Below are 25,476 nucleotides of genomic sequence, written 5' to 3'. Positions count from 1 at the left end.
CCTCGTCATTGCAGAACGACGAGGCCACGGCGCCTATATCAGAACGCTGCAAGGGCATTGAGGAACCAGCCACGGCTGCGGTACGACATGTCGGTCAGATTGTCGGAGAAGTCGGTGAAGTTATAGCCGACACCGATCTTGACGCTGCCCGACGCATCGCTCTTGATGTGACGATAAATCCCGACCAGATAGCCGGAGCGCATATCGTCAGCTTCCTTGGCGCGCAAGCGACGGGTTTCGATCAACGCATCCCACTCCTTGACGATGTGGAAGTCGGCCCGCAACACCAGCAAATCGGCACGACTGGAGAACCACTCGCCGCTGGTCTTGGACATGCGCAACTGACCCAGCCGCATACCGTACTTGACGCCGACCGACAGCCACGGCACCACGTCATAGGTAGTGTCGATGTTGAACACATGGCTCTTCTGGGTGTAGTCGAGCGCACCGCCGGTGACGCTGTCGACCTGACCCGGTGACGGCAGATTATAGAAATACGTGTACTTGAACAGCGTATTCCAGCGATCATTGTCGACCGGACGGAACGCGGCGCCGAGTACCGTTTCGGTATAGTCGCCGTCATAGAACGCACCCTGACTGTTGCTGCTGCGCGAGAGATTGAATTTGCCGAGCAGACGCCAGGCCGGATCCAATTGATACTGCGCCGAATTCTTGAGCAACCAGGTACGGCGATTGTTGTCACCGGCGATACCGGCGCAATTGCCGTTGATATCGTTGGTCATGCACGTACCGACCACATTGCCCAGCGTACTGGTTTTATCGTTGCGGAATTCCAGCGCACTGCTGAATTTCAGGTCCTGATATTTGTACGCCGCCGTCAAGCCGATGGCATCCCGCTTGAGATCACCCGAGACCGGATCGGACAAGGTGCCGGTTTCATATTTGACGCCAAAGGTCCAGCGCTTATCCGGTGCGAAATCGACGCCGAACGCATGCGTCAGACTCTTGGGACCGGAGCCGTTGGACCAGCGGGTTTCGCCGAACATGCCGACCTGATCGCTGTAACGGTAATGGGTACCCGATGCCAGGGTGGCCTGACGACCGCCGTAATTGCTGTCCTGACTTTCGGTTTCCATGGTGTAGCTCAGATAGACGGTACTGCGGTCATCCACCTGATAATCACCGGACAGACGCCCACCGACCCCGCCGCTGCCGCCGGAACCTTCGGCACCAAGACGCAAACGGTCGTTGACTTGCCAACTGCCACCGATACCGGCGCGGTCGTTTTCGCCGCGATCGCCATTGCGCGCCACTGTGCCCTGCACGAAACCGTAGGTATCCCATGGCTTGTATTTGAGGCCGAGCATGCGTGCCGCTGCCACCCCGGCAGCGGAAGTCGGATCGACCGTGGCGCGCGACTCGATGCTGCCGTTGCGCGTGGCGGACGGCAGCAAGGATCCGGTCGGACCATTTTGATTATTGGCGATCACGCTGCCACCATTGGCAGGCGGCACCACTGGCGCGCCGGCCGTGCCGCTGCCAACTGCCGCCGGCAACAATTCGGCACCCGCTACCGGCGCTGCCGCCGGCATCAGCGCATTGCCGGTGGCCTGCATGACTGCCAGCTTTTCCGCTTCGCCCTCTTCCAATGGCCGGTAATCGACGCGCACGATGACATCGCTGCGCGCGCCATTCTGACTCAGCAACGGGCTGGCATTGACAATCGCTCCGGGCACGTTGGCATTGGAACGCTGATCCCGCCGCACCCCGGCCGAGACACCCCATTCCGCATCAATCTTGTGTCGCACTGCGGTTTCCACCGTGTTGGCGCTCTGACTGAGAGCATCGCGATAATCGACCTTGGTACTGATTTCAGTTGAATCATTGATCGGCACCGTGCCGGAGAAACCTTTCTGTTGCATCGCTTCGCCATTCGGCGTTGCCAGTCCGGGACCGGAAAAACCGGCGCCGCGATTTTGCCAATACGCCGACAAACGGCCCTTGAGCGTACTGATATCCGCCAGATCCAGCGCAGCATCGACGCGCTCGGCATGGGCGGTCTGATTGGTCAGAATGCTTTGCGCAAAATCATAGCCGCCGGTGAGCGAGGTCAGCGCGGTATTGCCGATTCCGCTGGAACGCGCCACTTCCCCCTTGACCCAGGTGCCGGGCTTGTAGCGCAGCATGGTGTCGATGCCCTTGAGATTTTGATCCTGGCCATTATCGCCCTGACGATACACGCTCATGCCGACGCGCAGATTGTCATTGAACCAGTGGCTGGCGCGCAGACCGACGGCGCTGCTGCTGATCTCGGTCAGGCCCGGCACATATTCGTAGGTCGCAATCAGGTAGACCGGATTGCCATTGGCGGTCGAAGTCTGGATCAGCGTACTGCCATCGGATACCGACGGCAATGGGGCGCGTAACACTACCCGACCTTGCAGATAATTGATTTCATAATCCTGCGCCGGTGTCAGCGGCGTGCGCTGGATCACCAGACCGGAATCCTTGTCGCGCACTTCCACCCACAACCGCTCGGAACCTTCGGTTGCATCCAGATGATGCAGGTAATACAGCGAGCCGCCGGTGCCCCGGAATTCTTCGCGTGATTGCAACGTCCCCGGATCGGCAACAAATGCATTCACCGTGGTGCGCTTTTCACCGTAACGCGTGGTGTCATTGTTATTCCACAGCAGGTTGGCACCATACAAACCACGGCTGTATTGGGTCAGTTCGGTACCGGTCCATGCGGTCTGGAAATTACCCCACATCACATAGGAACTATCCTTTTCCAGCTTGACGAAAAATTTCCCCTGCGTCGGTGCATCATCGACGATGGTGCTGTCGTCGCCATACACCGGGTAGTAACGGTCTGGGTCGATCCGTCGCAACAGATAGTTCGGATCCTTCGATTGAAAATTGCTGAACAAATCCTGCAACGGCTGTTCGCGCGTATCGGCGCTGGCCGTCAGCAAATAATCGCCCTTGATCTTGCCCTTCAGGTAGAACGCGCCGCGACCGTCGATCCAGGTTTCATTGTTGTAATGCGAAGTGTCATTGGTCACCAGTTGCGCCGGACCGGTCGTCCGGTCCTGACCCAGTGTCAGATCAGCGACGGCAAAATAGAACCAGTCCTGATCGGCAATCGACAGATTGCGCCGGAAGCTGGCCCCCTTGCCACTGGCATCTTTGACAGCGACATCCACCTGATGCGGACCGGGTGGCAAAATCTGCCGCAACACAAACTTGCCCTTGTCGTCGACCGGCACTTGCATGCCCATGGCGGTTACGGTTTCACCGGCCTGAATCTTTTCGCCGCTGATCGTCACCGAACCACCGCGTGCCGGAATGTTCTTCAGATACAGACTGGACTCGCCCCAACCGGATAATTGTTCGCGCGCCAGCCGTTGCGGATCGTTGAGCGGATCGCTGCGATCCAGCAAACGCATCGGCTTGAGCAAGGTTTCATCGAACCGGCCATCGGCATCATAGACCCGGATCAGATAAGCCAGCTCGCTCGGGACATTGTCCGGCGCTTGCCACCGGATCGCGGCACCCGGCGCAAACGGCACCACTGCCAACGGCGTTTCCTGGGTGTTCTGGCCTTTGGCAAACACCCGCAATTCGCCGCGACGCAGCCACCATGCATAGTTGGTGTAAGTACCAAAGTAAACTTCCTTGCCGCGCACGGCGGTGCTCGGGACTACCCAGACATTGAGTGCCGGTGAAACATTGAGCGGATCGAACTTGATCTGAATATCGGCCTTTTCCAGACCGACGTCGACGCAACGCTGATGATCGGCTTCCTGTGCCTTGGCATCCAGTTGCATCGGTTGTCCGTCGACGCTGATCGAGAATGGCAATTCGGCCGCATTCGGATTGGCGGCGCAGACGTTGTCGTCAACGACTTTCTCGCGCGTCACCATGGCCGGAGCAGCACTGAACCAGACCCGGATCTCTACCCGCCGGTTCCTCGCCATGCCAGCCGCCGTTGCATTACTGGCGACGGCCTGGCTTTCGCCCTTGCCACTCACCGAAAAAGCGTCCGCCGGAATGTTCAGTCCCTGTTTCAGGTAGGCAGCCACCGCCAGTGCCCGTGCTTCCGACAATGCCTGATTGTCGGCGTAGGTGGCACGCAAGGCCGGTGCGATGCGTTGGCTATCGGTATGACCGACGATCTGAATCTTGATGTCGCGCTTGTCTTTGAGCGTATGCAACAAGTCATTCAACGCCTCCTTGGTCGGTGGCAGCAACACTGCGCGTCCGGACTCAAAATGACTGGCATTGATCTTGTCTTCCATCACCAGCTGTTGCTGCGCCGCGCTTTCAGGCGCCACCGTTTCCAGCATGATCTTGCGCTCGCCAAACGACAGCGACGACGGCGACAGGCCGGCAAACTCACTGCCCTGACGTTCGCTGTTGGGCGACACCAGCGCCGGATCAGTACGATTGTGATCCAGCATTTTGCCGCGCACCTTGAAATTCGGATCAGCGATATCCGCTATTTCCTGCGCCCGGATCGGCAAGTAAGTCATGCCGAGTGCACTCAACAGAACGGCAATCCGTTTCGCACGGAGATTAAAACGATTTTTAGTTTTCATTGTGCGTTCTCGACTTCGATGTTGAGCGTGTACTCCCCTTTTGACGCATCCTTTTTCCAGCGCTCTTCAATGTATTTGCGGATGGCCGCGATACGTTGCTGCACCAGCTCCGCTTTTTCCTGCCCGCTCTGATACGCCAGCCGCACCACTGATGGCCGCAGTCTCAATTGCGCCGGCAAGGCATCCAGTTGCTGTTGCCATTGCGGCTGCAAGGTGGTGCTGCCCGCAGTGAACGCGGCATCGCTGAGTTCCAGCCGCACCACGCGGTGAATCGAGGCGCCGAAGTTGAGCTTGGTCACCTTGCCGCGGGTAATGCGGACATCGCGCGGATTTTCGGTAGTGATGCGGTAACCGCTTGGCAACGAGCGCTCATCCAGCTTCATCACGAAATTGGCGCCACGGTCCTGATTCGGAATGTCCGGGCACGGCACATGGAAGCGGCCTTCGGCATCGGTGGTCACCAACAGACCGCGCGGCGTTGCCAGACGCACTGCCGGAATGCCGGGCTCGCCCTGATCCTGATAGCCGTTGGCGTTCTGGTCGTCGAATACCTTACCGATGATGTCCGGGCAATCGAAAGTCGGATCCGGCACGATGCGTACCGTCGCCGTCGCCAGATTCGACAACATCAGACTGGTCACATTGCTGGCCGCCCAGGCTTGATTGATATACGTGCCATCGCCGACACCGGAACCGACCGTCAGCAGCAGACGATAGGTTTTCTTTTCCTGCGCCGCGAAGTTCTGCGCCGGCCAGGTCAGCAAACGTCCGCTCACCGCAGGTTCAACTGCCACACCGTTGAGCGAAGCGCTGCCCTGACGATATTTGAAGCCGGGTGGAATCTGATCGCGCACATTCACGTTCGGAATCGGCGAAGTCAGCGTGTTGGTGGCGGTGATGGTGTAAGGCACCAGATCGCCACGCGACACATTCACCAGCGGCGTCGTCTTCGAGACGCGGATCGCGCCTTGCTGCACCGGATCAAGCGGAATGTGATTGTTGAGAATATCCGCCGAGCCACCATTGGTGATCACGAAGCTGAAATAGTACTGGGTCGATGCCGCACCACCGGCCACCAGACCGGCGCAAGCGCTCGGATCGAGTTGCTGTGGCACCGACAATCCCGGCGCGGTATTGCTGGCCTGGACCAAGGCCGGATTCGGCAAGGCACCCACGGTCAGCGTCCCGTTACACACTGGCAGACTAGTCGAAGGGGCCGGCAGATAGCCGCCCGGTGCAACCACCGACAAGGTATACGTGCCGGTCGGAAAGGCATTTTGCAGCAAGAACTGATAGAAGCCATCGCTGCCCACCGTCTGACTTTGCGCCGCCAGACCGCCGACCAGATGCGTGGCGGCATTGAAGCCAGGCGGACCACTGATGCTGACCACCGCGCCGGCGACCGGATTGCGGGTAACCGAGTCATACACCACGCCGGACGGATCGAGCGGCAGGTTTTGTTCGATCACTTCATCGTTGGCCGACAAGGTGATGTTGCTGATCACGCCGCCCGTCGCGGTCGAGGTATTGCCGCGATTGTCGCCCGAAGTCGGCACCGTCGGCATTTGATTGCCATCCTTGGTGAAACGGATGTTGAAGCCGGCACCGGTTGGCAGACCGGATGCTTCATAGCCCGGGCAATGCAGATTGTCGAACTGGTAGAAACCATAGGCATCGGTAGTGGTGGTGCAAATGGTGGTCGCACCTTGCGTCAGTTGCACGGTCCAGCCACTCAGGCCGGGCGCGCTGCCATCGACCGGACGCTGGCGGCTGTGTTCGCGATCCAGATAGACATAGCCATTGATCAGCGGCGCCTTCAGGGCCAGGTTGCCGATTTCGCCGAAGTTGTAATTGCCCAGCACATCGCCAGCCTGCACCACGACATTGCGGATCACATCGGCATTGTTGGCCGATACCGGTTTGACCGATGACCCCACACCGGGATTGCCCGGTGCCACAGTAGTTTTTCCATCCTTGTATTGCGCCGGCTGGATTTCGGTAATGGTGTATCCGCTGGCATTGCTCGGCACCAGGTTGGCGAAGCTGTAGCTGCCATCAGCGGCGGTAGTCGTATCGCGACTGACGGCGGTGCCATTGATATCGGTACCGGTCAGATGCATCACTACCCCTGCGATGCCGGCTTCGCCACCGTCAGGCACGCCATTGTTGTTGGTATCAACATATACCTTGCCGGAAACGACACCGGTCAGGATCGGCATTTCGGCGAAATTGTTGTCCACCGAAATCGTATTGTTGCCGGTCATCGGAATCACCGAGATGACCGATGGCACGGTACCCACCGCAGTGACAGTACCGCCGGCCGAACCGGCCGTGGTGATGCCGTTGTTGGTGCGCGGCGGCTGTACCGGTTCGGTAACGGTATAGGTGCCTTCTGGCAGACCGATGAAGGTATACCGGCCATCCGCCGCAGTCGTCGTAGTTTTTGTCACCGGCGTACCGTTGACATCGGTACCAGTCAAGTCGATCTTGACGCCGGCCAAACCGGTGTCGCCGGCATTGAACAGGCCATCGTTATTGACGTCGGCAAATACCCGGCCCGAAATCTGGCGACCGCTCGGCAGTTCGGCGAAGTTGTTGCCGCTGCTGTTGGTTGCCGGCGGCAGCACGATGGTGCTGATCTGGCTCGGCAAGACGCTGACGGCAGTCGGTGTGCCGGCGGTACCACCGTTGGCCATGGTACCGGCTACGGTTTTGCCATTGATGGTATCGGCCGGTTGGTTCGGTTCACGTACCGAATACGTACCCGGCACCAGATTATTGAAACTGTATGCGCCGTTGGCATCGGTCTTGGTGGTCGCCACCACCGCGCCCAGATTGTTCAGCAACTCGATGCTGACATCGGCCAGAGGGCTGTCTGCCAGCTCGTAGACGCCGTTATTGTTTTGATCGAGGAATACCTTGCCGCTGATCGACGACGGCACCACTTCGGCAAAATTGTTGCCGGGCGAAGACGATACCTTGCCGCCGCCATCCTTGAGCAAAATGATGTTCGACACCCGGCTTGGCGTGACGCTGATGGCAGTCGCCGTACCAGCGGTGCCACCCCCGCTGCCCGCAATCGTACCGGCAGTCGTAATGCCATTGAGGGTACCGGCCGGTTGTTCGGTTTCGGTAACGGTATAGTTGCCCGGCAGGAGACCGGTAAAGGCGTAGTTGCCCAGCGCATCCGTCACCGTGGTCAACGTGACCACGGTGTCATCACCACCGCCGGCGACACCATCGGCGCCGTAGCTGGTGCCGCTCAGGGTGATCGTCACATTGGCGATGGCGGTATCGGTACCCTGCACGAAGCTGCCGTTCGGCACCAGCTTGTTGTCCTTGAATACCTTGCCGGAAATGAAGCCGAGCGGCGTGATTTCCAGATTGGCGCTGGCCGGCTGTACGTTCTTGCCGATATTGGTGGTCAGCGCACCGGCGCCGATGAAGTTGTTGTACGAACCGTTGACCGTACCGGTGACATCGACATTGATCACGCAGCCGCCGGCCGGAATGGTGGCGCCGCTGGCGTAGGTTACCGTTGCGCCGCCGGCCGGGGCCGTCACGCTGCCCATGTTGCACGTACCGCTCAGGGCGTTCGGCGAGGCAATCACGATATTGCCCGGCAACGTTGGCAAGGTATCGACCAGCGCTGCGCTCAAGGTGGCGACACTGCTGTTAGGGTTGCCGAGCACGATGGTCAGCGTCGACCTGGCATTGGCCGCAATCGATACCGGATTGAACTGTTTGTTGACCGTCGGCGGATCCAGCAGGCTCAGCGTGGCGCTGGCCGGGGTTTCGTTGGTCACGCCCTGTTTGGTATTGAGGCTGCCGGCAGCGATGATGTTTTCATACACGCCGCCAATATTGCTGACCGCATCAAACTTCACCACGCACGAGGCATTGGCTGGCAATGTGGCGCCGGTCAGCGCCACTGATTTGGCCGACACATTGGCCGTCACCACGCCGCCGCTGCAAGTGGTGCTGGCGTTCGGCACTTGCGCCACCACCAGATTGGCGGGCAAGACGTCGTTCAGCACCGCATTGGTCAGGGCAATGTTGTTGCTGTTGTTGAGCGTGATCGTCACCGTCGACGGTACGCCAGGCGCCACCGAAGTCGGCAGGAAAGCCTTGCTGATCGCTACCGGATTGCGCACTTCCAGCGTCGCCGTCCCCGGCGTCGGATTGGAGGTGGGTGTGCCACCGGCGTTGGCGCTCACATCGCCCGGTGCGATCACGTTGCTGAAGGTGCCGGCACCATTGGTCTGCACATCGATTTCAAGATAGCAACTGGCAGAGCTGCCGGCAGTAGCGGGCGGCAAGCTGCCGCCGCTCAGTTTGACCTGGCTGGCGCTGGTCGCCGCCACACTGCCGCCGCTGCACGTCGTCATCGGATTGGCGCCCGCCGGTATGCTCATGTTGGTGGGCAAGTTGTCGACCGCGGTCAGGTCGGTCATCGTAATCGTCACCGGATTGATGAAGGTCAACCGCAGGCGCGCGCGCTCATTCGGTTTGATCACCGCCGGCGTGAAGCGTTTGACGATCCCGATATTGGCACCCGCCGACAAACTGGTCACGGCCAGCGTGGCGTTGCTGATGCCTTGGTTATTGGTGATGGCACCGGCCGGTATCGTATTCTGCACGGTACCGGTGGTATTCAACGTGACATTGGCAGTAATCGTGCAGGAAGCACCGGCCGCCAGCGTGGCGTTGGACAACAGGATGCTGGTGCCGTCAGGGCCGGCCGTGACGATCCCGCCCGGGCACGTGGTGCTCAGATCAGGATTGGCGGCGATCTGCATGCCGGTGGCGACGCCGCCGGCCACACCGTTGGCCGTGAAATAGTTGTTCAGATTGAGGCCACTCAGCGCCACCGAACCGGTGTTGCTGATTTTCACCGTCAGTTCACTGGCGCTGCCCGGCGACGGCAAGGTCGCCGGCGCGGTATTGTTGGTGACGCTGACGGCACCGGCGGTGCTGTTGATCAGCGTAGCCGTGACCGGCTGCACGTTTTGCACGCCGCCACTGGCAGTGACCTTGCCAACCGGAATCGTATTGATCCAGTTGCTGCTGCCGCTGACAGCGACATCGAACAAGACATCGCATTTGCCGCCCGCCGCCAGCACCACGCCGGACAACGCCGCCGATGCCGCGCCCGGCACCGCCGTAATGACCGGATTGCCGCCGCAAGTAGTATAGGCATTCGAAGGGGAGGCAATCACCATCCCGGCCGGCAACGGATCCTGCACACTGACGTTATTCAGCGTGCCGCTGTCGGTATTGGTCAGGTTGATGCGCACCGTGGCCTTGCCACCGGCGCTGACGGTCGTCGGCGAAAAATTCTTGCTGGCCACCAATGCTGCGGTGTAAGTCAGACTGGCGTTGACCGGACCGGGACTGCTGATGGTGTCGGTGGTGCCATCGGCATAATTCTGCGTGCCGCTCAAGGCACCCGCCGGCAAACTGTTGGTGTAATTGCCGGCCGGGCCGATCACTTTGACCTGGACCTGGCAACTGCCGCTGGTGCCGGTGCCATTGCTGGCACGCGCCGGTACCGTGGCGCCGGTCAGCGTAATGGTGTTGGTGCCCGGCAGTGCCGTCAGCGTCGCGTTCTGGCAAGTAGTGGCAGCGCTGGCCGGGTCGGCCACCACCAGTTGCAAACCAGTCGAGCCGACCGGCAGCGTATCGGTAAACCTGGCGTTGGTGATCGCCTGTGATGAGATATTGGTCAGCGTCAGCGTCAGCAGCGATACCGTGCCTTCAGCGGCACTGGCCGGACTGAAGTTCTTGTCGATGGTGAGCGCCGAACCGATGGTGGCAACGACGCTGTTGGAATCGATGGCATTGACGATACCGCCGGTGCCGACATCGTTGGCACGAATCGTATTGGTCAGCGTGGTGTTGACGCCCGAACCCTTGGGCGCCATCGCCCAGAACGTCACGGTACACACGCCCGGCCCGGCACCCGTGCCGGCCGGCACGGTGCCGATGGTGAATTGCGGTACCGCCATCGAAATCGGCAGCGGCGGAATGTTGTGCGTCAGATTCAGGCAGGAAGCAGGCGACACGCTCGGCGCCGACGGTGCCGTCGGCAATGCCAGCACGCCCGGCGGCAAGGTGTCCTTGAGCACCACATTGCTTAACGCAGTAGCGGTGTAATTGCTGATACTGATGCTGTATTGAATCGGATTGCCGGCAGCCACCGTCGTCGGGCTGGAACTTTTGCTGACCAGCAGTTGGTCGGCGACCGTGACCGAGTGCGTCGCACCCTGGCTGGTGATACCGGAATCGCTGGTCACGACTGCGCCGGCCGGAATCACGTTGGTAAACGCCTTGGGCTGACCGGCAGTCTGTACGCTGCCGACAAAGGTCACCGTAATCGCACAACTGCCGGCTGCCGGAATGGCGCCGCCGGTCAGAGAAAATCCGGTTGCGCCGCCATTGACGGTAATGGTGGAATTGCAGGTATTGGTTGGGGTGCCAACAATTTTCAAACCATACGCCGCATTGCCGATGCCATCGATAGGACTGTCGATGAAGCTGGTCAGCGTGATGGGATTGACCGGACTGTCGTTGCTCAAGGTGATCGTCAGCGTCGATGGCTGACCGGCACTGACGGTTCCCGGTGCAAACAATTTGGTGACCCGCAATACCGAACGGATCGACAGGCTGGCACTGGCATCGCTGGCCGGGATCAGGCCGCGCTTGTTGCCGAAATCGGTATTGCGGTCAATGGTATTGACCACATCTTTCTGATACGCGCCATCGGTGGTGGTACCCACCAGATCGACTGCCAGCGTACAACTGCCGCCGGCAGCCACGGTGCCGCCGGTGGCCGTCAGTACCGTCGCCGCCGCGGCCGGCGTAAATGTCGGCGCCACACCGCTGCCGCTGCAAACAGCCGTCGCATTGGGCGTTGCTGCTACCTGCAAACCCACGGGCAAACGATCGCGCAAGGCGTAGGCCGGTGTATCGCCGATGCCGTTGAGCGGCAAATTGGTGGCAGCGCCCGCGTTACTGATCACCATGGTCAGGCGCACTGTCTTGTCACCTTTGACGACAGCCGAGGAAGAAAAACTTTTGCTCAGGCTGGGCAACGTCAGATCATTGACGAGGATCGACTGCAGTGCCGGTGAGCCATTGGTAATATTGCCGCTATTATCGACACCGCTGACGGCATCTTTGGGAATGGTGTTGATGAGTGATTTGTTGCGTGCCAGTGACGTGACTTCGACGTCAATTTCACAACGGCCGGTGTTACCGGCCGCTTGGGCAATCGGTACCGTGCCGCCGGCGACGATGATCTGACTGGAGCCGATGGTCGCGGTGATCGAACCGGTGCTGGCCACGGGTGCATTCGTACCATCAAAGCACGCATAAGATTTGACGCCGGCGCCGGCCACCGTCAACTCGGGTGGCATGGTGTCGGTAAAATTCACACCAGTAACAGCCGATGCCGAATTGCTGTTGGTCAGCGTAATCCGGAACGAGGTAACGTCGCCTGGATAAATGGAGGTGCTGTAACCCGGCGAGACACTCTTCGACACTTCGAGCGCGGCCTGGGAATGGGCACTGTAAAACAGTGCCGCCGTTCCCATCAACAATGCGAGTTGGCGAACCCGGGAAACCCGGCTGAAAAGTTGGTAGCTGCGCATGGCGGTCTTTGAATTTTTATCCAGTGACTGACGCCCAGCAGCGGCCGCCATGCCAGCCTGCCATGGAGAACAAACATGACAGACACGGCACGGCGAGCCGGCATCACCATGCCGCGCTGCTTTGCGTAAATCCGATTTAACAATCGATTCAGACGCACCCCCCGTGGCAATGCGCAAATCTTTGTGAAGTTGCGGATTCTGATAGAAATTCTCGAACGATTACTGACATCTGTTGACATCTTCTGACATCTTCTGACAAGCACTTGCGCATCAAAACATTTTTCAGAAAATTCTCATCAAGACGAATGTCATCAGCACCGGGCGGCAGCAAAACCGATGTCATGACAGACGATTTTCGGAGAACAACAGGAGGAGGAGAACAACAGCAGAAACAACGGAAGAAACCGCAGAAGAAACGACGAGGAAAACAGCGAAAGGACAGTGAAAAACAAATTACCCGTGGCCGGGCGACCACGGGGTGGAGATCAACATGCCCGATATGGCATCAGGCATGGATGGCATACCGGTACCGGCAAACATACCGGGGCCAGCGGATGAAGCATCAGCGAATCAGGACATCAGCCGTTCAGAACAAGCGGGAAATACTGTCCGCAATGAAAAACAGCAACACCAGCAACGGACCGAGCGTAACGATCAGCACCAGCAATACTTCTGCCAGCAGATAGGTCAGCGCCATCGCGCCCAGGCTCAACAGTGCCACTTCGCTGCCACCGAACGTGGTCAGATTGAGCGACAGCAACGCCAGCAAACCGATCACCAGCGTCAGCGCAATACGAAACGGTGTTGCCTGGCGAATGGTCAGCCAGCGGAACGACAGATCTTTGTTGGAGGAAGCGGCAGACGACGAGAGATTTGAAGAAGACATGGCGAAAAGCGAAGTGCGGCAAGCACCGTAAATGAATAATAACGCGCGCTAGTATACGCTGTCTGCCGCCGCCGAAACAGACTTGCGGGCGCAACGCACTGTCAATCTGCATGCATCCAATGCCGCCCGGCGGGCCGCCAAGGCAGCACCGCCCCTGCGGCGCCGCCGTCAAATGCCGGCCTGTGCCTGCGCCAACGCCTCCCGGCGGCCGAGGTCCGGACCGAACTCATCGACCTGAACACTGCGGTCGCCGTGACGGGCAAAGTCGTCCAGTACCTGCCGTTCCTCGGCGCTGATGTGACCGGCGGCTGCGGCTTGCACACTCCAGCGCAGCAATTCGATCAGGCTTTGCGGCAGCGCGGCCACACTCCCCTCGGCCAGCAGCGGCTTGAGACGTTGCTCAATGGCATGCACTTGCGGCAGCAAATTGAAGGCCAGTTCACCGCTGGCCAGCGGATCGCCGGCAGCGTCGGGGATATAGGCGTCGGCCAGCAAACGCTCGCGACTGAGTCCGGGTGTTTGCATCGCCACCGCCACTTCGCTGGCCAATGCGTCCGATGGTTTGCGGTACGACAAACCCAGCGGAAACATCCACAGCCGCAAGGCGATGGCAATCCCGCGCTGCGGGAAATTATCGAGCACGTCGATCATCGCTTCTTGCGCCCGGTGCAGCGCATCTTGTACCGACCACGCCAGATAGGGCAAGTCGTCGCGCTGGCGACCATCATCTTCATACCGTTTGAGTGCCGCCGAAATCAGGTACAACTGCGACACCACGTCGCCGAGACGACCCGAAATGCGCTCCCGGAATTTGAGCGAACCACCCAACACAAACATCGACACATCGGTCAGCAGCGCAAATGCCGCCGACATGCGGGTCGCGGCCCGGTAATACAACTGCACTTCGGGCGCTGCCTGTGCCGCGCCGGGTGCCAGCCGGCAGCCACTGATGCCATACACGAAAGCACGCGCCACATTGGCCGCCGTGAATTTCAAATGGCCGAAGAAAACCTGATCGAAATCTTGCAGTGCGCGTTCATGATCGCTGTCGGCTGCCGCCGCCATTTCCTTGAGGACATAGGGATGGCAGCGAATCGCGCCCTGCCCGAAAATGATCAGCGAACGCGTCAGAATGTTGGCGCCTTCGACCGTGATCGCAATCGGAATTTGCTGATACACCCGCGCCAGAAAATTGCCGGGGCCCATGCAAATGCCTTTGCCGCCGATGACGTCCATGCCGTCGTTGACGATCAGGCGGCCGCGCTCGGTCACGTGATATTTCGAGATCGCCGAAATGACTGACGGCTTTTCGCCGGCATCCACCGCCGCCGCCGATAACCGCCGCGTGGCATCGATCATGTAAAGATGTCCGCCCATGCGCGCCAGTGCTTCCTGGATTCCTTCGAACTTGCCGATGGCAATCTTGAACTGACGCCGCATGGCAGCATAGGCACTGGTGCCGCGTACTGCCATCTTGGAGAAACCGACGCTGGACGACGGCAGGGAAATGGCACGGCCGGCCGCCAGACATTCCATCAGCATGCGCCAGCCTTTGCCGACCTGCGCCTGACCGCCGATGACCCAGTCCAGCGGAATGAAGACATCCTCGCCGGTGGTCGGGCCATTTTGGAATACCGCGTTGAGCGGCCAGTGACGACGGCCGGTATCGACGCCGGGATGATTGGTCGGAATCAGCGCGCAGGTAATGCCGGGTTCGGCCTCGGTGCCGAGCAAGCCATCCGGATCCAGCGCGCGAAATGCCAGACCGAGGACGGTCGCAATCGGCGCCAGCGTGATGTAACGCTTGTGCCAAGTGACGCGAAAGCCCAGCGTCTCGCGGCCCTCATGTATGCCTTTACACACGATGCCGACATCCGGAATTGCCGCCGCATCCGACCCGGCATACGGGCTGGTCAGGGCAAAGCAGGGAATTTCGGCGCCGCTGGCGAGCCGCGGCAGATAGTGATTTTTCTGTTCTTCGGTGCCGTAGTGCAGCAACAGTTCAGCCGGGCCAAGCGAATTGGGCACCATCACCGAAATCGCCGCCACCGAGCAACGCGATGACAGTTTCATGATCACCTGCGAATGCATATGCGCGGAAAATTGCTTGCCGCCATATTGCTTGGGAATGATCATGCCCAGAAAGCCTTTGTCTTTGACGAACTGCCAGGCCTGCGGCGGCAGATCCTGCCACACCACGGTGCTGTCCCAATCGCTGACCATGGCACACAATTGTTCTACTTCGTTATCCAGAAAATCTTGCTCTTCGGCACTTAATTTTGAGGCTGGCAACTGCAACAGACGACTCCACTCCGGCTTGCCGGAAAACAGTTCGGCATCCCACCAGATGGTCCCGGCTTCGATTGCGTCACGTTCGGTGGCCGACATGCGCGGCAGGATCTTGCGAAACAGATCGAGTGCCGGTCGCGTCATCAGCGTCTGGCGCAACGATGTGATGCCGGTAAGCAAGGTTGGAATGCAAATCAGGATGAGCAACAGGACACAGATCACCAGATTGGCTTCACCGGTCAGCGCGCCCAAGACAATCCAGAGCGCACCGCCGGCCAACCAGCCCCAGGCACTGGCACGCGCCATCATCAATGCCAGTGATCCAGCCACGAATAAAGCGAGCCATAAAATCATATGAAGTCTCCTGGTCAAAAGTTGCTGCAGAAAGCCGGGGCACAAGAACACGGTGCCACGGCATGGCGACGATGACATTCGTTCCAGTTACGGACTTTTATCGCCAATTGACGTCTGAATACGCATCTATAGTCCCACATAAGCCCCTCGATGGGAATGAATGATGACCTTCGGCAACTGCCGGCGGCCGCTTTCCGATCCTTTCACTCGCGTTTATTTCCATCGGCCGGACCGCCGCTGTCAACGACGGATGGCAACCAGCCGTTACTACGCCCATGAGTCGAAAATTCACTACGTTGCAGAGAATTTATTCGATGAACGCTGGTGATTTTTCATAGCAAGTCGGGCATCAGCCGGCATAGCCAAACGCCATAGCCGACCCGGTCAAACAAAAATAATCCGTGGGTATCCAGAACCCACCCGGCAGTGACTTGGTGAATCAAAGGGGGTCTTGCCCTGTGTTGTGGACCGCAGCGGTCTTCGCGCATGGCAGGCAAATGCAGCAACAGGCACAACACGGCAAGACATAAGCTTCACATGAATAATTTCATTTTGATGACGGGCGCCACCGGTTTTCTGGGCGGGGCCAATGCGGTAGAGGCAATTCGGCGCGGCGTCGGCGCGCGGCTGCTGTTTCTGGTACGCGCTGCCAGTCCGGAACTGGGACTGACACGCATTGCGGAAAACCTCAAGTTGCTCGGCGCCAGCGCTCAGGAAGTGGCACAAATCACAGTCTCGCAAATTCTGTGCGGCGACCTCGGCGAAATGGAGAATGTGACACAAGACTCGCGTCTGGATCAGGTCTCGACCGTGATTCACTCGGCGGCGCTGGCCACCTTCTCGCATCACCCTTCGCTGGAAAAAATCAATGTCGACGGCACTGTTGCCCTCGGGCAATTGATGCATGGCCGGCCGGCACTCAAGCGCTTCATGTATATCGGCACTGCCATGGCATGCGGCGATGATGCGGCGATTGATGGCGTGGTCTCGGAATTGCGCGATCTGCCGCTGGCCGACGAAGACCATCTGGTGCCGTACACCCGCTCCAAGGCCATGGGTGAAAAGAAACTGCGCGAAACCTTTCCCGATCTGCCGCTGGTGGTCGTGCGGCCGTCCATCATCGTGGGCCACACGGTGTTGGGCTGCGGTCCGTCACAAAGCATTTTCTGGGTCTTCATGGTGTGGCAAATGCTTGGCATTCTGACCACGGAACTCGATGAAAAAATCGACGTGGTGCCGGTTGACTGGTGTGCCCGCGGCATTATCGAACTGGCGCTCAAGGATGCGTTGTCGCATGACGTATTCCATCTGTCGGCCGGGGTGCAAGCGAGCAAGTCGTTTCACGACATCGACATCGCACTGGCCGAAGGCCGTGGCGTGGCGCCGGTCGGCACTGCTTACGAACACATCAGCGTGGAAGAAATGGATCGGCTGCTGCCGCGCATCCGGCAACGGATTCCGGATTGCAATGCGCGCCTGTTGTTGCGTGCGCTCAAACTGTACGGCGGCTTTGCCGGCCTGAATTACGTATTCCGCAACGACAATCTGCTGGCCGAAGGCATTCCGCTGCCGCCGCCGGTGACCGATTACCTGCCTTTGTGCGTACGTTCGGCCAGCCATATCACCATCGGTGATCAGATGAAATGGGATTTCAAGTAAGCCCCTGATTGCATTGCCGGCCGCAGGATGGTTTGCGGCATGCCTTTTCTGCAATCACCGAAACAGCCGCGTCATCCGGGATGACGCGGCTGTTTTTGTTTACCGCGATGCGCTGCCGGCGGCGCTCTCCATTACAATCGCACTATCGCGTTATAGCCGAATTACAGTCGAATTACAGCCGGGCAAAGGAAACATCATGAAATGGGAAGGCAACCGCGAAAGCGACAACGTTGAAGATCGACGTGGTGATGGAGGCGGTGGTGGCGGCGGCTTGCAGTTCGGCGGACGCTCGCTCGGCCTGGGGACGATTGCCATTGCGCTGGTGGCCTCTTACTTTCTTGGCGTCAACCCGCTGACCGTACTCAATATGCTCAGTGGCGGCGGCCAACCGGCGCCGGTGCCGCAAACCCAGGCGCACAAACCGCCGGCCGACGATCAGATGGCGAAGTTTGTCTCGACCGTGCTGGCCGATACCGAAGACACCTGGACGGAATTGTTCCGCGCCAGCAATGCCACCTATGTCCGTCCCAAGCTGGTCTTGTTTTCCGGCAGCACACCGACTGCCTGCGGTACCGGGCAGACCGCCACCGGCCCGTTTTACTGTCCGGGTGACCAGAAAGTCTATATCGATCTGAGCTTCTACCAATTGATGAAGGAACGTTTCCACGTCTCCGGCAACTTTGCCCAGGCCTATGTGATCGCGCATGAAGTCGGCCATCACGTGCAACACTTGCTCGGCATTTCCGACAAGGTCGATGCCGCACGTCGCAACATGTCGGAAAAGCAGGCCAATGCCATGTCGGTCCGGCTGGAATTGCAGGCCGACTGCTTCGCCGGCGTCTGGGCCTTTCATGCCAATGAGGCGCGCAGCATTCTGGAACAGGGTGACGTCGAAGATGCCTTGAACGCCGCCTCGGCCATCGGCGATGATGCACTGCAACGGCAAGCGCAAGGACAAGTGGTGCCGGACTCCTTTACCCACGGCACGTCAGCGCAACGCGTGAACTGGTTCAAGCGCGGCCTGACGCAAGGCAAGGTCAGCAACTGCAATACGTTCGAAGCAAAGACACTTTAGGAGTCCGCATGCCCATTGCCTACTGGTGCATCTTGATCGCCGGCCTGCTGCCGGTACTGACCATCGCCGTTGCCAAATATGGCAAGCGCGATTTCGACAATGCCGAACCGCGCGCCTGGCTCGACAAGCAATCCGGCTTGCGACGCCGTGCCGATTATGCGCACCGCAATCACTTTGAAGCATTTCCGTTCTTTGCGGCGGCCGTGCTGACGGCGCAACAACTGGGCGTGACCCAAAGCACCATCAACAATCTGGCGCTGCTGTTCATTGCGGCGCGACTGCTGTACACCTTTCTCTACCTCAGCAACCGGCCGTCACTGCGTTCCCTGTCATGGATCGTCGGCTACGGCGCGGTCGTGGCACTCTTCATCATGGCGGCCAACCATGCATGATTCCAATGCCTTGCCAGCGTCACTGATGGACGATCCGCGTTTGCGGACATTGCGCGACGCGCTGGCCGATCTGCGTCAGGGCCGCTCCGGCGTCAGCAATTTCTGCGCCGTCTGGCGCGCCCAAAGTACATTGCTGGAAGCCTTGCCGGCGCGTTACGCCGATGTCGCCGAAGACTTGCTGGGACGGCTGGAAGCCGGCAGCTTGTTTACCGAGGAAAGCTGCTCGTTCAGCCAGGACGATTTACTGGCCAATCTGGATGTCTGGCTCGACAAGGCCCAACACACTCTCGCGCACAGCGCATCGCTTTAAGGTTTATATGCAACAACTGGAATTTCAGCTGCAAGGTCCGTTCGTCGAACTCAATCAATTGCTCAAGCTCAACGGCCTGTGCGACAGCGGCGGTGCCGGCAAAGCCATCGTAGCCAACGGCCAGGTCAAGGTCAACGGTAAAGTGGAATTGCGCAAGACCTGCAAGATCACCGCCGGCCAGATCGTCACCCTCGGCGACGTGCGCATCAAGGTAGTGGCTGAATAAGATGGAAGATATCCGCAGCATTCTGCAATTCTGGTTCGGCGATGCCGCTGACAACAGCACCGTGGCAGAGCGTCAGGCGCCGCTGTGGTGGGGCAAGGATCAAGCCACCGACGCCCTGATCCGCACCCGTTTTGGGGCCTTGCCGGACAGTGCCGCCGACAACCGGCTGGCGGACTGGACCGAGAGTCCCGAGGGCATGCTGGCGCTGATCATTCTGCTGGATCAGTTTCCGCGCAATATTCATCGCGGCACACCGCAGGCATTCGCGTACGACGAGCCGGCACGTCAATGCTGCCATCTGGGTCTGGCGCAAGGTTTTGATCAGCAACTGCCGCCGCTGCAACGGGTATTTTTCTATCTGCCGCTGGAACATGCGGAAGATGCCGACGACCAGGATTATTCGCTGCAATTGTTCCGCAAGCTGAAACAAGACGCGCCGGCCGCCGACAAGCCCCTGTTCGACGGCTATCTCACCTTTGCCGCGCAACATCACGCCATCGTTGCCCGCTTTGGCCGCTTCCCGCATCGCAACGCGATTCTGGCGCGGGCGACCACGCCGGAAGAAGCGCAGTTCTTGCTGGAACCGCACTCATCATTCTGATTCCGCATATGGTTGTGAGTATTTATTCGTTCTGGACAATATAACGCCGGTGCTAAGCTGCATTGCATCAATCCATCCCGGTATTGATGCAAGATGCACTGGAGACTCCGGATGACTACTACCCCTGCTACCGTTACCACCCTCGTTGCTCCCGCAGCTGCCCATCATTTGCATGCAGTACCGGCACCGGCACGCAATGACATCGAGGATATCGTGGCCGGCAATCTGTCGCGCTTGCGCGCCTTGCGTCACTTGTCGCTGGACGGACTGTCGCGCAAATCCGGCGTCAGCCGCGCCATGCTGGCGCAGATCGAATCGGGACGCAGCGTTCCCACCATTCGCGTACTGCAACGCGTGGCTTCGGCCTTGCAAGTATCGGTAGCAGCGTTTTTGCGCAACTTTGCCCAGCAAGGATTCGTGGTGCTGCCGCTGCAGGAGTCGCCGCGTCTGGTCAGCGGCAATGACCGTTTCATCAGCCGCAGCCTGACCCCGCCCGGCGAACGTCGCTTCGTCTTGCATGAACTCAAGTTGCAAGGCTTGTCGACCGAACAGATCAGCGCCGCCCTGCCCGGCACCCAGAAAAATCTGGTAGTCACCTCCGGCACGCTCGAAATTCAGCTCAACGACCACAAACAATTGCTCGGTACCGGCGATGCCATCTTTTTCGATGCCGACCAGCCCCACGCCTATCGCAATCCGGCCGATACCGAAGCTGCCGCTTATGTGGTGACGCAATATCCGGAACAGCATCCGGTATAGCCGGCGAACGCCGATGCACAGACCCGTTATCCTGCGCTCATATCAGATTGTCATTTAAGCAAGAATAACGATTACAAAAAGTAGTTAAGAATCGCAAAGTCGCCCTGCTTACGCCTCGCTAATCTTGCTTTTAAGATAATTTTTTAACAGTAAGATATTTCCCGACCGACATATTCCGGTACGGGAGACGACGTGAGCGGCAGCAAGAATTCAGGCTTTACGCTATTCGAAGTGCTGATTGCCATGGTGATTCTGGCCATCGGCATCATTGCTCTGCTGACGCTGCAACTGCACGGCATGCGCAGCATCCGGCACAGCGCCTACCAGTCCGAAGCCCTCATCATGGCAACCGAGCTGGCCGACATCATGCGCGCCAATCCGCCGCGCAGCGGTCAACCCAATCCCTATCGGTTTACCTTCAACGCCGCTGGCGGCAGCGTGCCTGCCCCCAAACAGTGCTATACCGCAGTCTGCACACCGCAGGAATTTGCCGCGTTCAGCATCGGCGAATGGCAGGAACGTCTGCAACAGGCATTTCCCGAAGCAAGCGCGGTCGTGTGCGTTGACGATACGCCGCAAGCCACCCGGGAATGGGACTGCACTGCCAGCGACAACAGCCGCACCATGGCCATCAAGATCGGCTGGCGCAGCGCCGGTGCCAGTGCCACTGCACCACCGCAACTGGTTCTGCATGTGATGCCGGGAGGCACATGACTTGCCCGTTTCCGCGCTTTCCGCCGCCACGCCTCAAGCGCGTGCAATGCGGTCTGACATTGATCGAAATGATGGTGGCCATGACGCTCGGCAGCGCCGTCGCACTCACTTGCTGCGCCTTGTTTTTGATGGCGCGTCATGCCAATCAGCACATCGAGGAATCGGTACGGATGCAAGAAGCCAGCCGGATGGCATTCGAACTGATGGCGCGCGTCATCCGTCAGGCCAACGCCGGCGGCAGCCTGCCGCTGACGGCTGGCACCAGGTTGCGGCCAGCGATCGAAGGTGACGACAACGTCCGTTTCAGCAGCGGCCTGACTTCCCGTCCCGATGTCAATCACAGCGACCTTATTTCGGTCGTGCAGATCGGCTCCGGCACTCCCGCCGACGGCACCGTCCGCAATTGTGGCAGTGGCACCATCAACGCCGTCACCCGAAGCATCAGCAATTTTTATCTTGCACGCGGAAATGATGGCAAGCCGGAATTGTCTTGCCAATATGATGGCCGGCCGGGATATCGGCCAGTCGCTGACCTGGTGCCGGGCATCGAGGTGCTGCAATTTCTGTATGCCATCGACAGCAATGGCGACGGCGTTCCCGATCAGTTGCTGAACGCTGCCGCCATGAGCGACACCCAATGGCGGCAAGTGGTCGCAGTGCGCATCGCCATTCTGGTACGCACCAGCAATATCGATCATATCGGTTCCCGTGCGGCCAGCGTCTATCACTTGTTCGGTCCGGCTTACAGCGCCTTGCGCGAGGCTGCCGATCCCGGCGTCAGGTTCGAGCCGGATGTCGCCAGTCGCGGCTACATCCGCAAGGTATTCAACACTACTGTCTGGCTGCGCCAGCCGCCATCATGAATGCGATGGCACAGCCGCCTGCCGCTGCCGCGACCGGACAACACGGCGCGGCGCTGTTGCTGGTATTGCTGACGCTGTCGGTATTGCTGCTGTTGAGCGGTGGTGCTGCCAACAGTATCTTGCTCGGCGAAAAAATGCTGCGCAATGCGCAAGATCGGGCACACGCTTTTCAGGCCGCCGAAGCCGCTTTATCGGATGCCGAAGACGATATCCGGCGTTCGCGCCGCGCGTCGCTGTTTACACCACAAAACATGCAGGCTTTTCCCGCTGAGCCGGGCTGCGGCGGCGGCGAAACCCTGGGCTTATGCCTTGCAACACCGGGCCGGATGATATGGCAAGACATGGATCTATCACAGGTCACCGGGGCCGGCGTACCTTATGGCCACTTCACCGGCAATCATTATGCGGCAGAAAACGGCACCCCTGCCACACCGCCGCCGCGCTATCTGATTGAGCTGATGCGCAACGTGACACCGGTTGCCGGCACCACCACCGATCATCTTTCACTGCGTTACCGCATCACCGCAATCGGTTTCAATCAGCGTGCCACGGCACACGTTCTGCTCGAAAAAATTGTGCAAAAGGAATAAGCGCGTCATGCCTGCATTCATTCCCGACCAATTCTGGCCAAGACTCACAATACTGACGATGCTGATCACCGCATCGCTGATGTCATCAGCGGTCATGGCGTTGAATTGCCGCGACCGCGACAGCAACGCCATCAATGTGCGCCATGCCATCGGCGACGCCCTGAGAGTGGCCCGCAATACCCCCGACTACCTCAACACCTGGACCTCTGCCGAGCAAACAATCCATCTCCGGTGCGACAACGAAATCGGCGGCAGCGCCGACGAAACCCTCTATCTCTATCCTGATCCGGGAGCGCATAATGACCGGCTGGAAGGCATGGAATTCGGCATTCTCTATGCCGATACCGAATACTGGGGCACGACCAGAATCGACAGCAAACACCGGTTCCGAGCCGCTGCGGGGCAGCAGAATGTTACCCTCAGCTTCCGCATCCTGCTGCGCAAACGGCCGTTTCGCGCTGCCTTGCCGGTCAGCAGTATTGACGAGTTCAATCTGTTTCGTCTCGATGGTGAACGCGCGCTCAGCATTACCGGCAACTATTCGTATACCCTCACCGGATTGCGCACCATCAGCTTTGTCGAATGCATGCCCTTGTTGCCCGGTCAGCCCGCGACGCCGAACGGTATCGCGCCGCGCGGCATCGCCAGCGGCGGCGGCGCACTGTATCAGGCCGGATTCGAAAGCCGTTGGTGGAGCGGCAGCCTGACCCGCAGCCAACTGCACACCGATGCTGCGGGCAATCTCCGCATCAATCAGGCCAGCGACTGGGACGCGGCCAGCCATATCAACAGCGCGCACAATCAGCGCCGCATTTACACCGCGGTACGCGGCGCGGATCCGGCAACGCAAACCACAGAGTTCCTCTATCAAACACTGACGCCGGCACAAGCCAATTTGTTTGCCGCCACCCCTGTTGGCGGCCATCCCGATTTCAGCAGCATCGATCGCATTGCCTATCTGCGCGGCGAACGCGCACGCGAATCCGGCTTCAACAACTTCCGTCCGCGCAACAATCTGCTCGGCGATATCGTCAACAGCAGCGTCCTGTATGTCGGGCCGCCATCCGCATTGCTGCCAGCCGCTCTGCGCTCGCGCCCGCCGGCAATCTATGTCGGTGCCAACGATGGCATGCTGCACGCATTCGATGCCAAAAGCGGCGCCGAACTGTTTTCCTATATCCCGCAAATGCTGATCAACAAACTGCGGGCACTGACCGCACCGCGCTATTCGCACCGGGCCTATGTCGACGGTGCGCTGACCACCGCAGACGTGCCGGTGGCCGGCGGCACCGCCTGGCGCACCGTGCTGGTCGCCGGTCTCGGCGGCGGTGCGCAGGGTGCGGTAGCGCTCGACATCTCCGATCCCGGCACATTTTCCAGGCGCGGCGTGTTATGGGAATTCAGCAACCGGGACGATGCCGACATGGGCCACCTCACCAGTACGCCGGTGATCGCCAGATTCAATCTGGGCACTGCCGGCAAACCGGACATGCGGCATTTCGCCATTCTCGCTACCGGCCCGCGCAATGTCTATCCGGACGACGCCAGCGGAGCCGGCATCCTGTTTCTGCTGGCGCTCGACCAGCCGGTCACGCACTGGACGCCGGGGGTCAATTACTTCAAACTGAAGACCGTCACGACCCCGGCCGGCTATGGCAATGCGCTGGCCACACCGGGTCTGGTACTGGCTGCGGATGGCAGCGTTGACACTCTCTACACCGGCGATTTGCTCGGCAATATGTGGCGCTTCACATTTTCAACGGTCGACAGCGCAGCGCAATTATCGGAGGTCGTTCCCACTCGTCTGTTTCTGAGCAGAGATGGCAGCGGCCGTCCGCAAGCCATCACCACCCGCCCACAAGTCCTGCATGCGCCGCATGGTGGCTTTCTGGTGCTGTTCGGCACCGGCAAGCTGGTCAGCAACAGCGACCTGAATCCGACGACATTCCAACCGCAGTCATTTTATGCAGTACGCGATCTGAGCGGCGATTACAATCGCACCCGGGCTGACCTGCAGGCGCGCACGCTGACGCCCGACAGCGACGACGGCTTCATGATCACGGGCGCACCACTGGCATACGAAAATGACCTCCGGCTGGGCTGGTATATCGACTTTCCCGATGCCGGGCACAGCGGCGAGCGGGTCATCTATGATCCGCTGGTGGTGCAGCAGCAGTTGGTATTCAACTCCTTGTCCGCCGGCGCCACTTCCTGCCAGCCATTGACCAGCCGCAGCTATCGCGTCAACGCACTGACCGGCATCAATAGCGAGAGCACCGGAACCCGCCATCCGCATGGATTGCTGGGAATGCCGATTGCCCATGCCAGCGGCAGTGACGGTGACGGTGACAGTGCGGGCGCAGTCAACATTCTGGCGGCTGCCGCCAGCGACAAAGGTAAGCCGGCAGCAAAAATACTCCATCAAATCAACATCACGCGCACCGGAAAAAGCTGGGGCTGGAAAGAAATTCCCGCCTGGCGTGACCTGCGCCGTGATGCCGCTATCGGCTCAGGCACCGGCAAAAGCAGACGATGAAACCAGAC

General features: G+C 59.5%; 15 protein-coding genes. 11 read left to right on the top strand and 4 right to left on the bottom strand.

Going from position 1 to position 25,476, the window contains the following annotated elements; all coding sequences use genetic code 11:
• Nucleotides 1–38: 38 nt before the first annotated feature.
• The 4 genes from AKL27_RS19265 to AKL27_RS19250 form a co-directional block, all read right to left on the bottom strand.
• Nucleotides 39–4,562: an OmpA family protein gene (locus tag AKL27_RS19265; protein WP_050464485.1), complete on the bottom strand. Its 4,524-nt coding sequence runs from the start codon at nucleotides 4,560–4,562 to the stop codon at nucleotides 39–41.
• Complete coding sequence (locus tag AKL27_RS19260; protein WP_050464484.1) at nucleotides 4,559–12,265, bottom strand: DUF7933 domain-containing protein; 7,707 nt, start codon at nucleotides 12,263–12,265, stop codon at nucleotides 4,559–4,561. Before AKL27_RS19260 ends, AKL27_RS19265 begins: the two co-directional genes overlap by 4 nt.
• Before the next feature lie 535 nt (nucleotides 12,266–12,800).
• The gene (locus AKL27_RS19255; protein ID WP_050464483.1) at nucleotides 12,801–13,100 is read right to left on the bottom strand and encodes a hypothetical protein; all 300 of its coding nucleotides are present in this window, start codon (nucleotides 13,098–13,100) and stop codon (nucleotides 12,801–12,803) included.
• Between the two features lie 168 nt (nucleotides 13,101–13,268).
• Complete coding sequence (locus AKL27_RS19250) at nucleotides 13,269–15,743, bottom strand: acyl-CoA dehydrogenase (protein WP_050464482.1); 2,475 nt, start codon at nucleotides 15,741–15,743, stop codon at nucleotides 13,269–13,271.
• Nucleotides 15,744–16,280: 537 nt separating this feature from the next.
• Here AKL27_RS19250 and AKL27_RS19245 point away from each other — a divergent pair.
• From AKL27_RS19245 to AKL27_RS19195, 11 genes are all read left to right on the top strand, one after another.
• Nucleotides 16,281–17,402 carry an SDR family oxidoreductase gene (locus AKL27_RS19245; protein WP_050464481.1) on the top strand — a complete coding sequence of 374 codons (1,122 nt, stop codon included), beginning with the start codon at nucleotides 16,281–16,283 and terminating at the stop codon, nucleotides 17,400–17,402.
• A 196-nt stretch (nucleotides 17,403–17,598) separates the two neighbouring features.
• Entirely contained in the window at nucleotides 17,599–18,477 is an 879-nt protein-coding gene (ypfJ, locus tag AKL27_RS19240; protein ID WP_050464480.1) for a KPN_02809 family neutral zinc metallopeptidase, read from the top strand.
• Between the two features lie 8 nt (nucleotides 18,478–18,485).
• Nucleotides 18,486–18,869 carry an MAPEG family protein gene (locus AKL27_RS19235; protein ID WP_050464479.1) on the top strand — a complete coding sequence of 128 codons (384 nt, stop codon included), beginning with the start codon at nucleotides 18,486–18,488 and terminating at the stop codon, nucleotides 18,867–18,869.
• Nucleotides 18,862–19,179: a hypothetical protein gene (locus AKL27_RS19230; RefSeq protein WP_232311034.1), complete on the top strand. Its 318-nt coding sequence runs from the start codon at nucleotides 18,862–18,864 to the stop codon at nucleotides 19,177–19,179. The genes AKL27_RS19235 and AKL27_RS19230 overlap by 8 nt, the downstream gene beginning before the upstream one ends.
• A gap of 7 nt (nucleotides 19,180–19,186) precedes the next feature.
• Nucleotides 19,187–19,405, top strand: a complete 219-nt coding sequence (locus tag AKL27_RS19225) for an RNA-binding S4 domain-containing protein (RefSeq protein ID WP_050464478.1) — start codon at nucleotides 19,187–19,189, stop codon at nucleotides 19,403–19,405.
• Nucleotide 19,406: 1 nt separating this feature from the next.
• On the top strand, nucleotides 19,407–20,006 hold the full coding sequence (locus AKL27_RS19220; protein WP_050464477.1) for a DUF924 family protein: 600 nt from the start codon (nucleotides 19,407–19,409) through the stop codon (nucleotides 20,004–20,006).
• Between the two features lie 111 nt (nucleotides 20,007–20,117).
• On the top strand, nucleotides 20,118–20,765 hold the full coding sequence (locus AKL27_RS19215; protein WP_083439163.1) for a helix-turn-helix domain-containing protein: 648 nt from the start codon (nucleotides 20,118–20,120) through the stop codon (nucleotides 20,763–20,765).
• Nucleotides 20,766–20,957: 192 nt separating this feature from the next.
• On the top strand, nucleotides 20,958–21,479 hold the full coding sequence (gene pilV / locus AKL27_RS19210; protein WP_050464475.1) for a type IV pilus modification protein PilV: 522 nt from the start codon (nucleotides 20,958–20,960) through the stop codon (nucleotides 21,477–21,479).
• Nucleotides 21,476–22,342 carry a PilW family protein gene (locus AKL27_RS19205; protein WP_050464474.1) on the top strand — a complete coding sequence of 289 codons (867 nt, stop codon included), beginning with the start codon at nucleotides 21,476–21,478 and terminating at the stop codon, nucleotides 22,340–22,342. The genes pilV and AKL27_RS19205 overlap by 4 nt, the downstream gene beginning before the upstream one ends.
• Before the next feature lie 5 nt (nucleotides 22,343–22,347).
• Nucleotides 22,348–22,932 carry a pilus assembly PilX family protein gene (locus tag AKL27_RS19200; protein ID WP_198156021.1) on the top strand — a complete coding sequence of 195 codons (585 nt, stop codon included), beginning with the start codon at nucleotides 22,348–22,350 and terminating at the stop codon, nucleotides 22,930–22,932.
• Between the two features lie 7 nt (nucleotides 22,933–22,939).
• A complete protein-coding gene (locus AKL27_RS19195; protein ID WP_083439161.1) occupies nucleotides 22,940–25,468 on the top strand; it encodes a pilus assembly protein in 2,529 nt (842 codons plus the stop codon).
• Nucleotides 25,469–25,476 lie beyond the last annotated feature (8 nt).

It is taken from the genome of Herbaspirillum autotrophicum (assembly GCF_001189915.1).
Taxonomy (GTDB): domain Bacteria; phylum Pseudomonadota; class Gammaproteobacteria; order Burkholderiales; family Burkholderiaceae_D; genus Herbaspirillum; species Herbaspirillum autotrophicum.
This window is presented reverse-complemented; position numbering and strand designations above follow the sequence as displayed.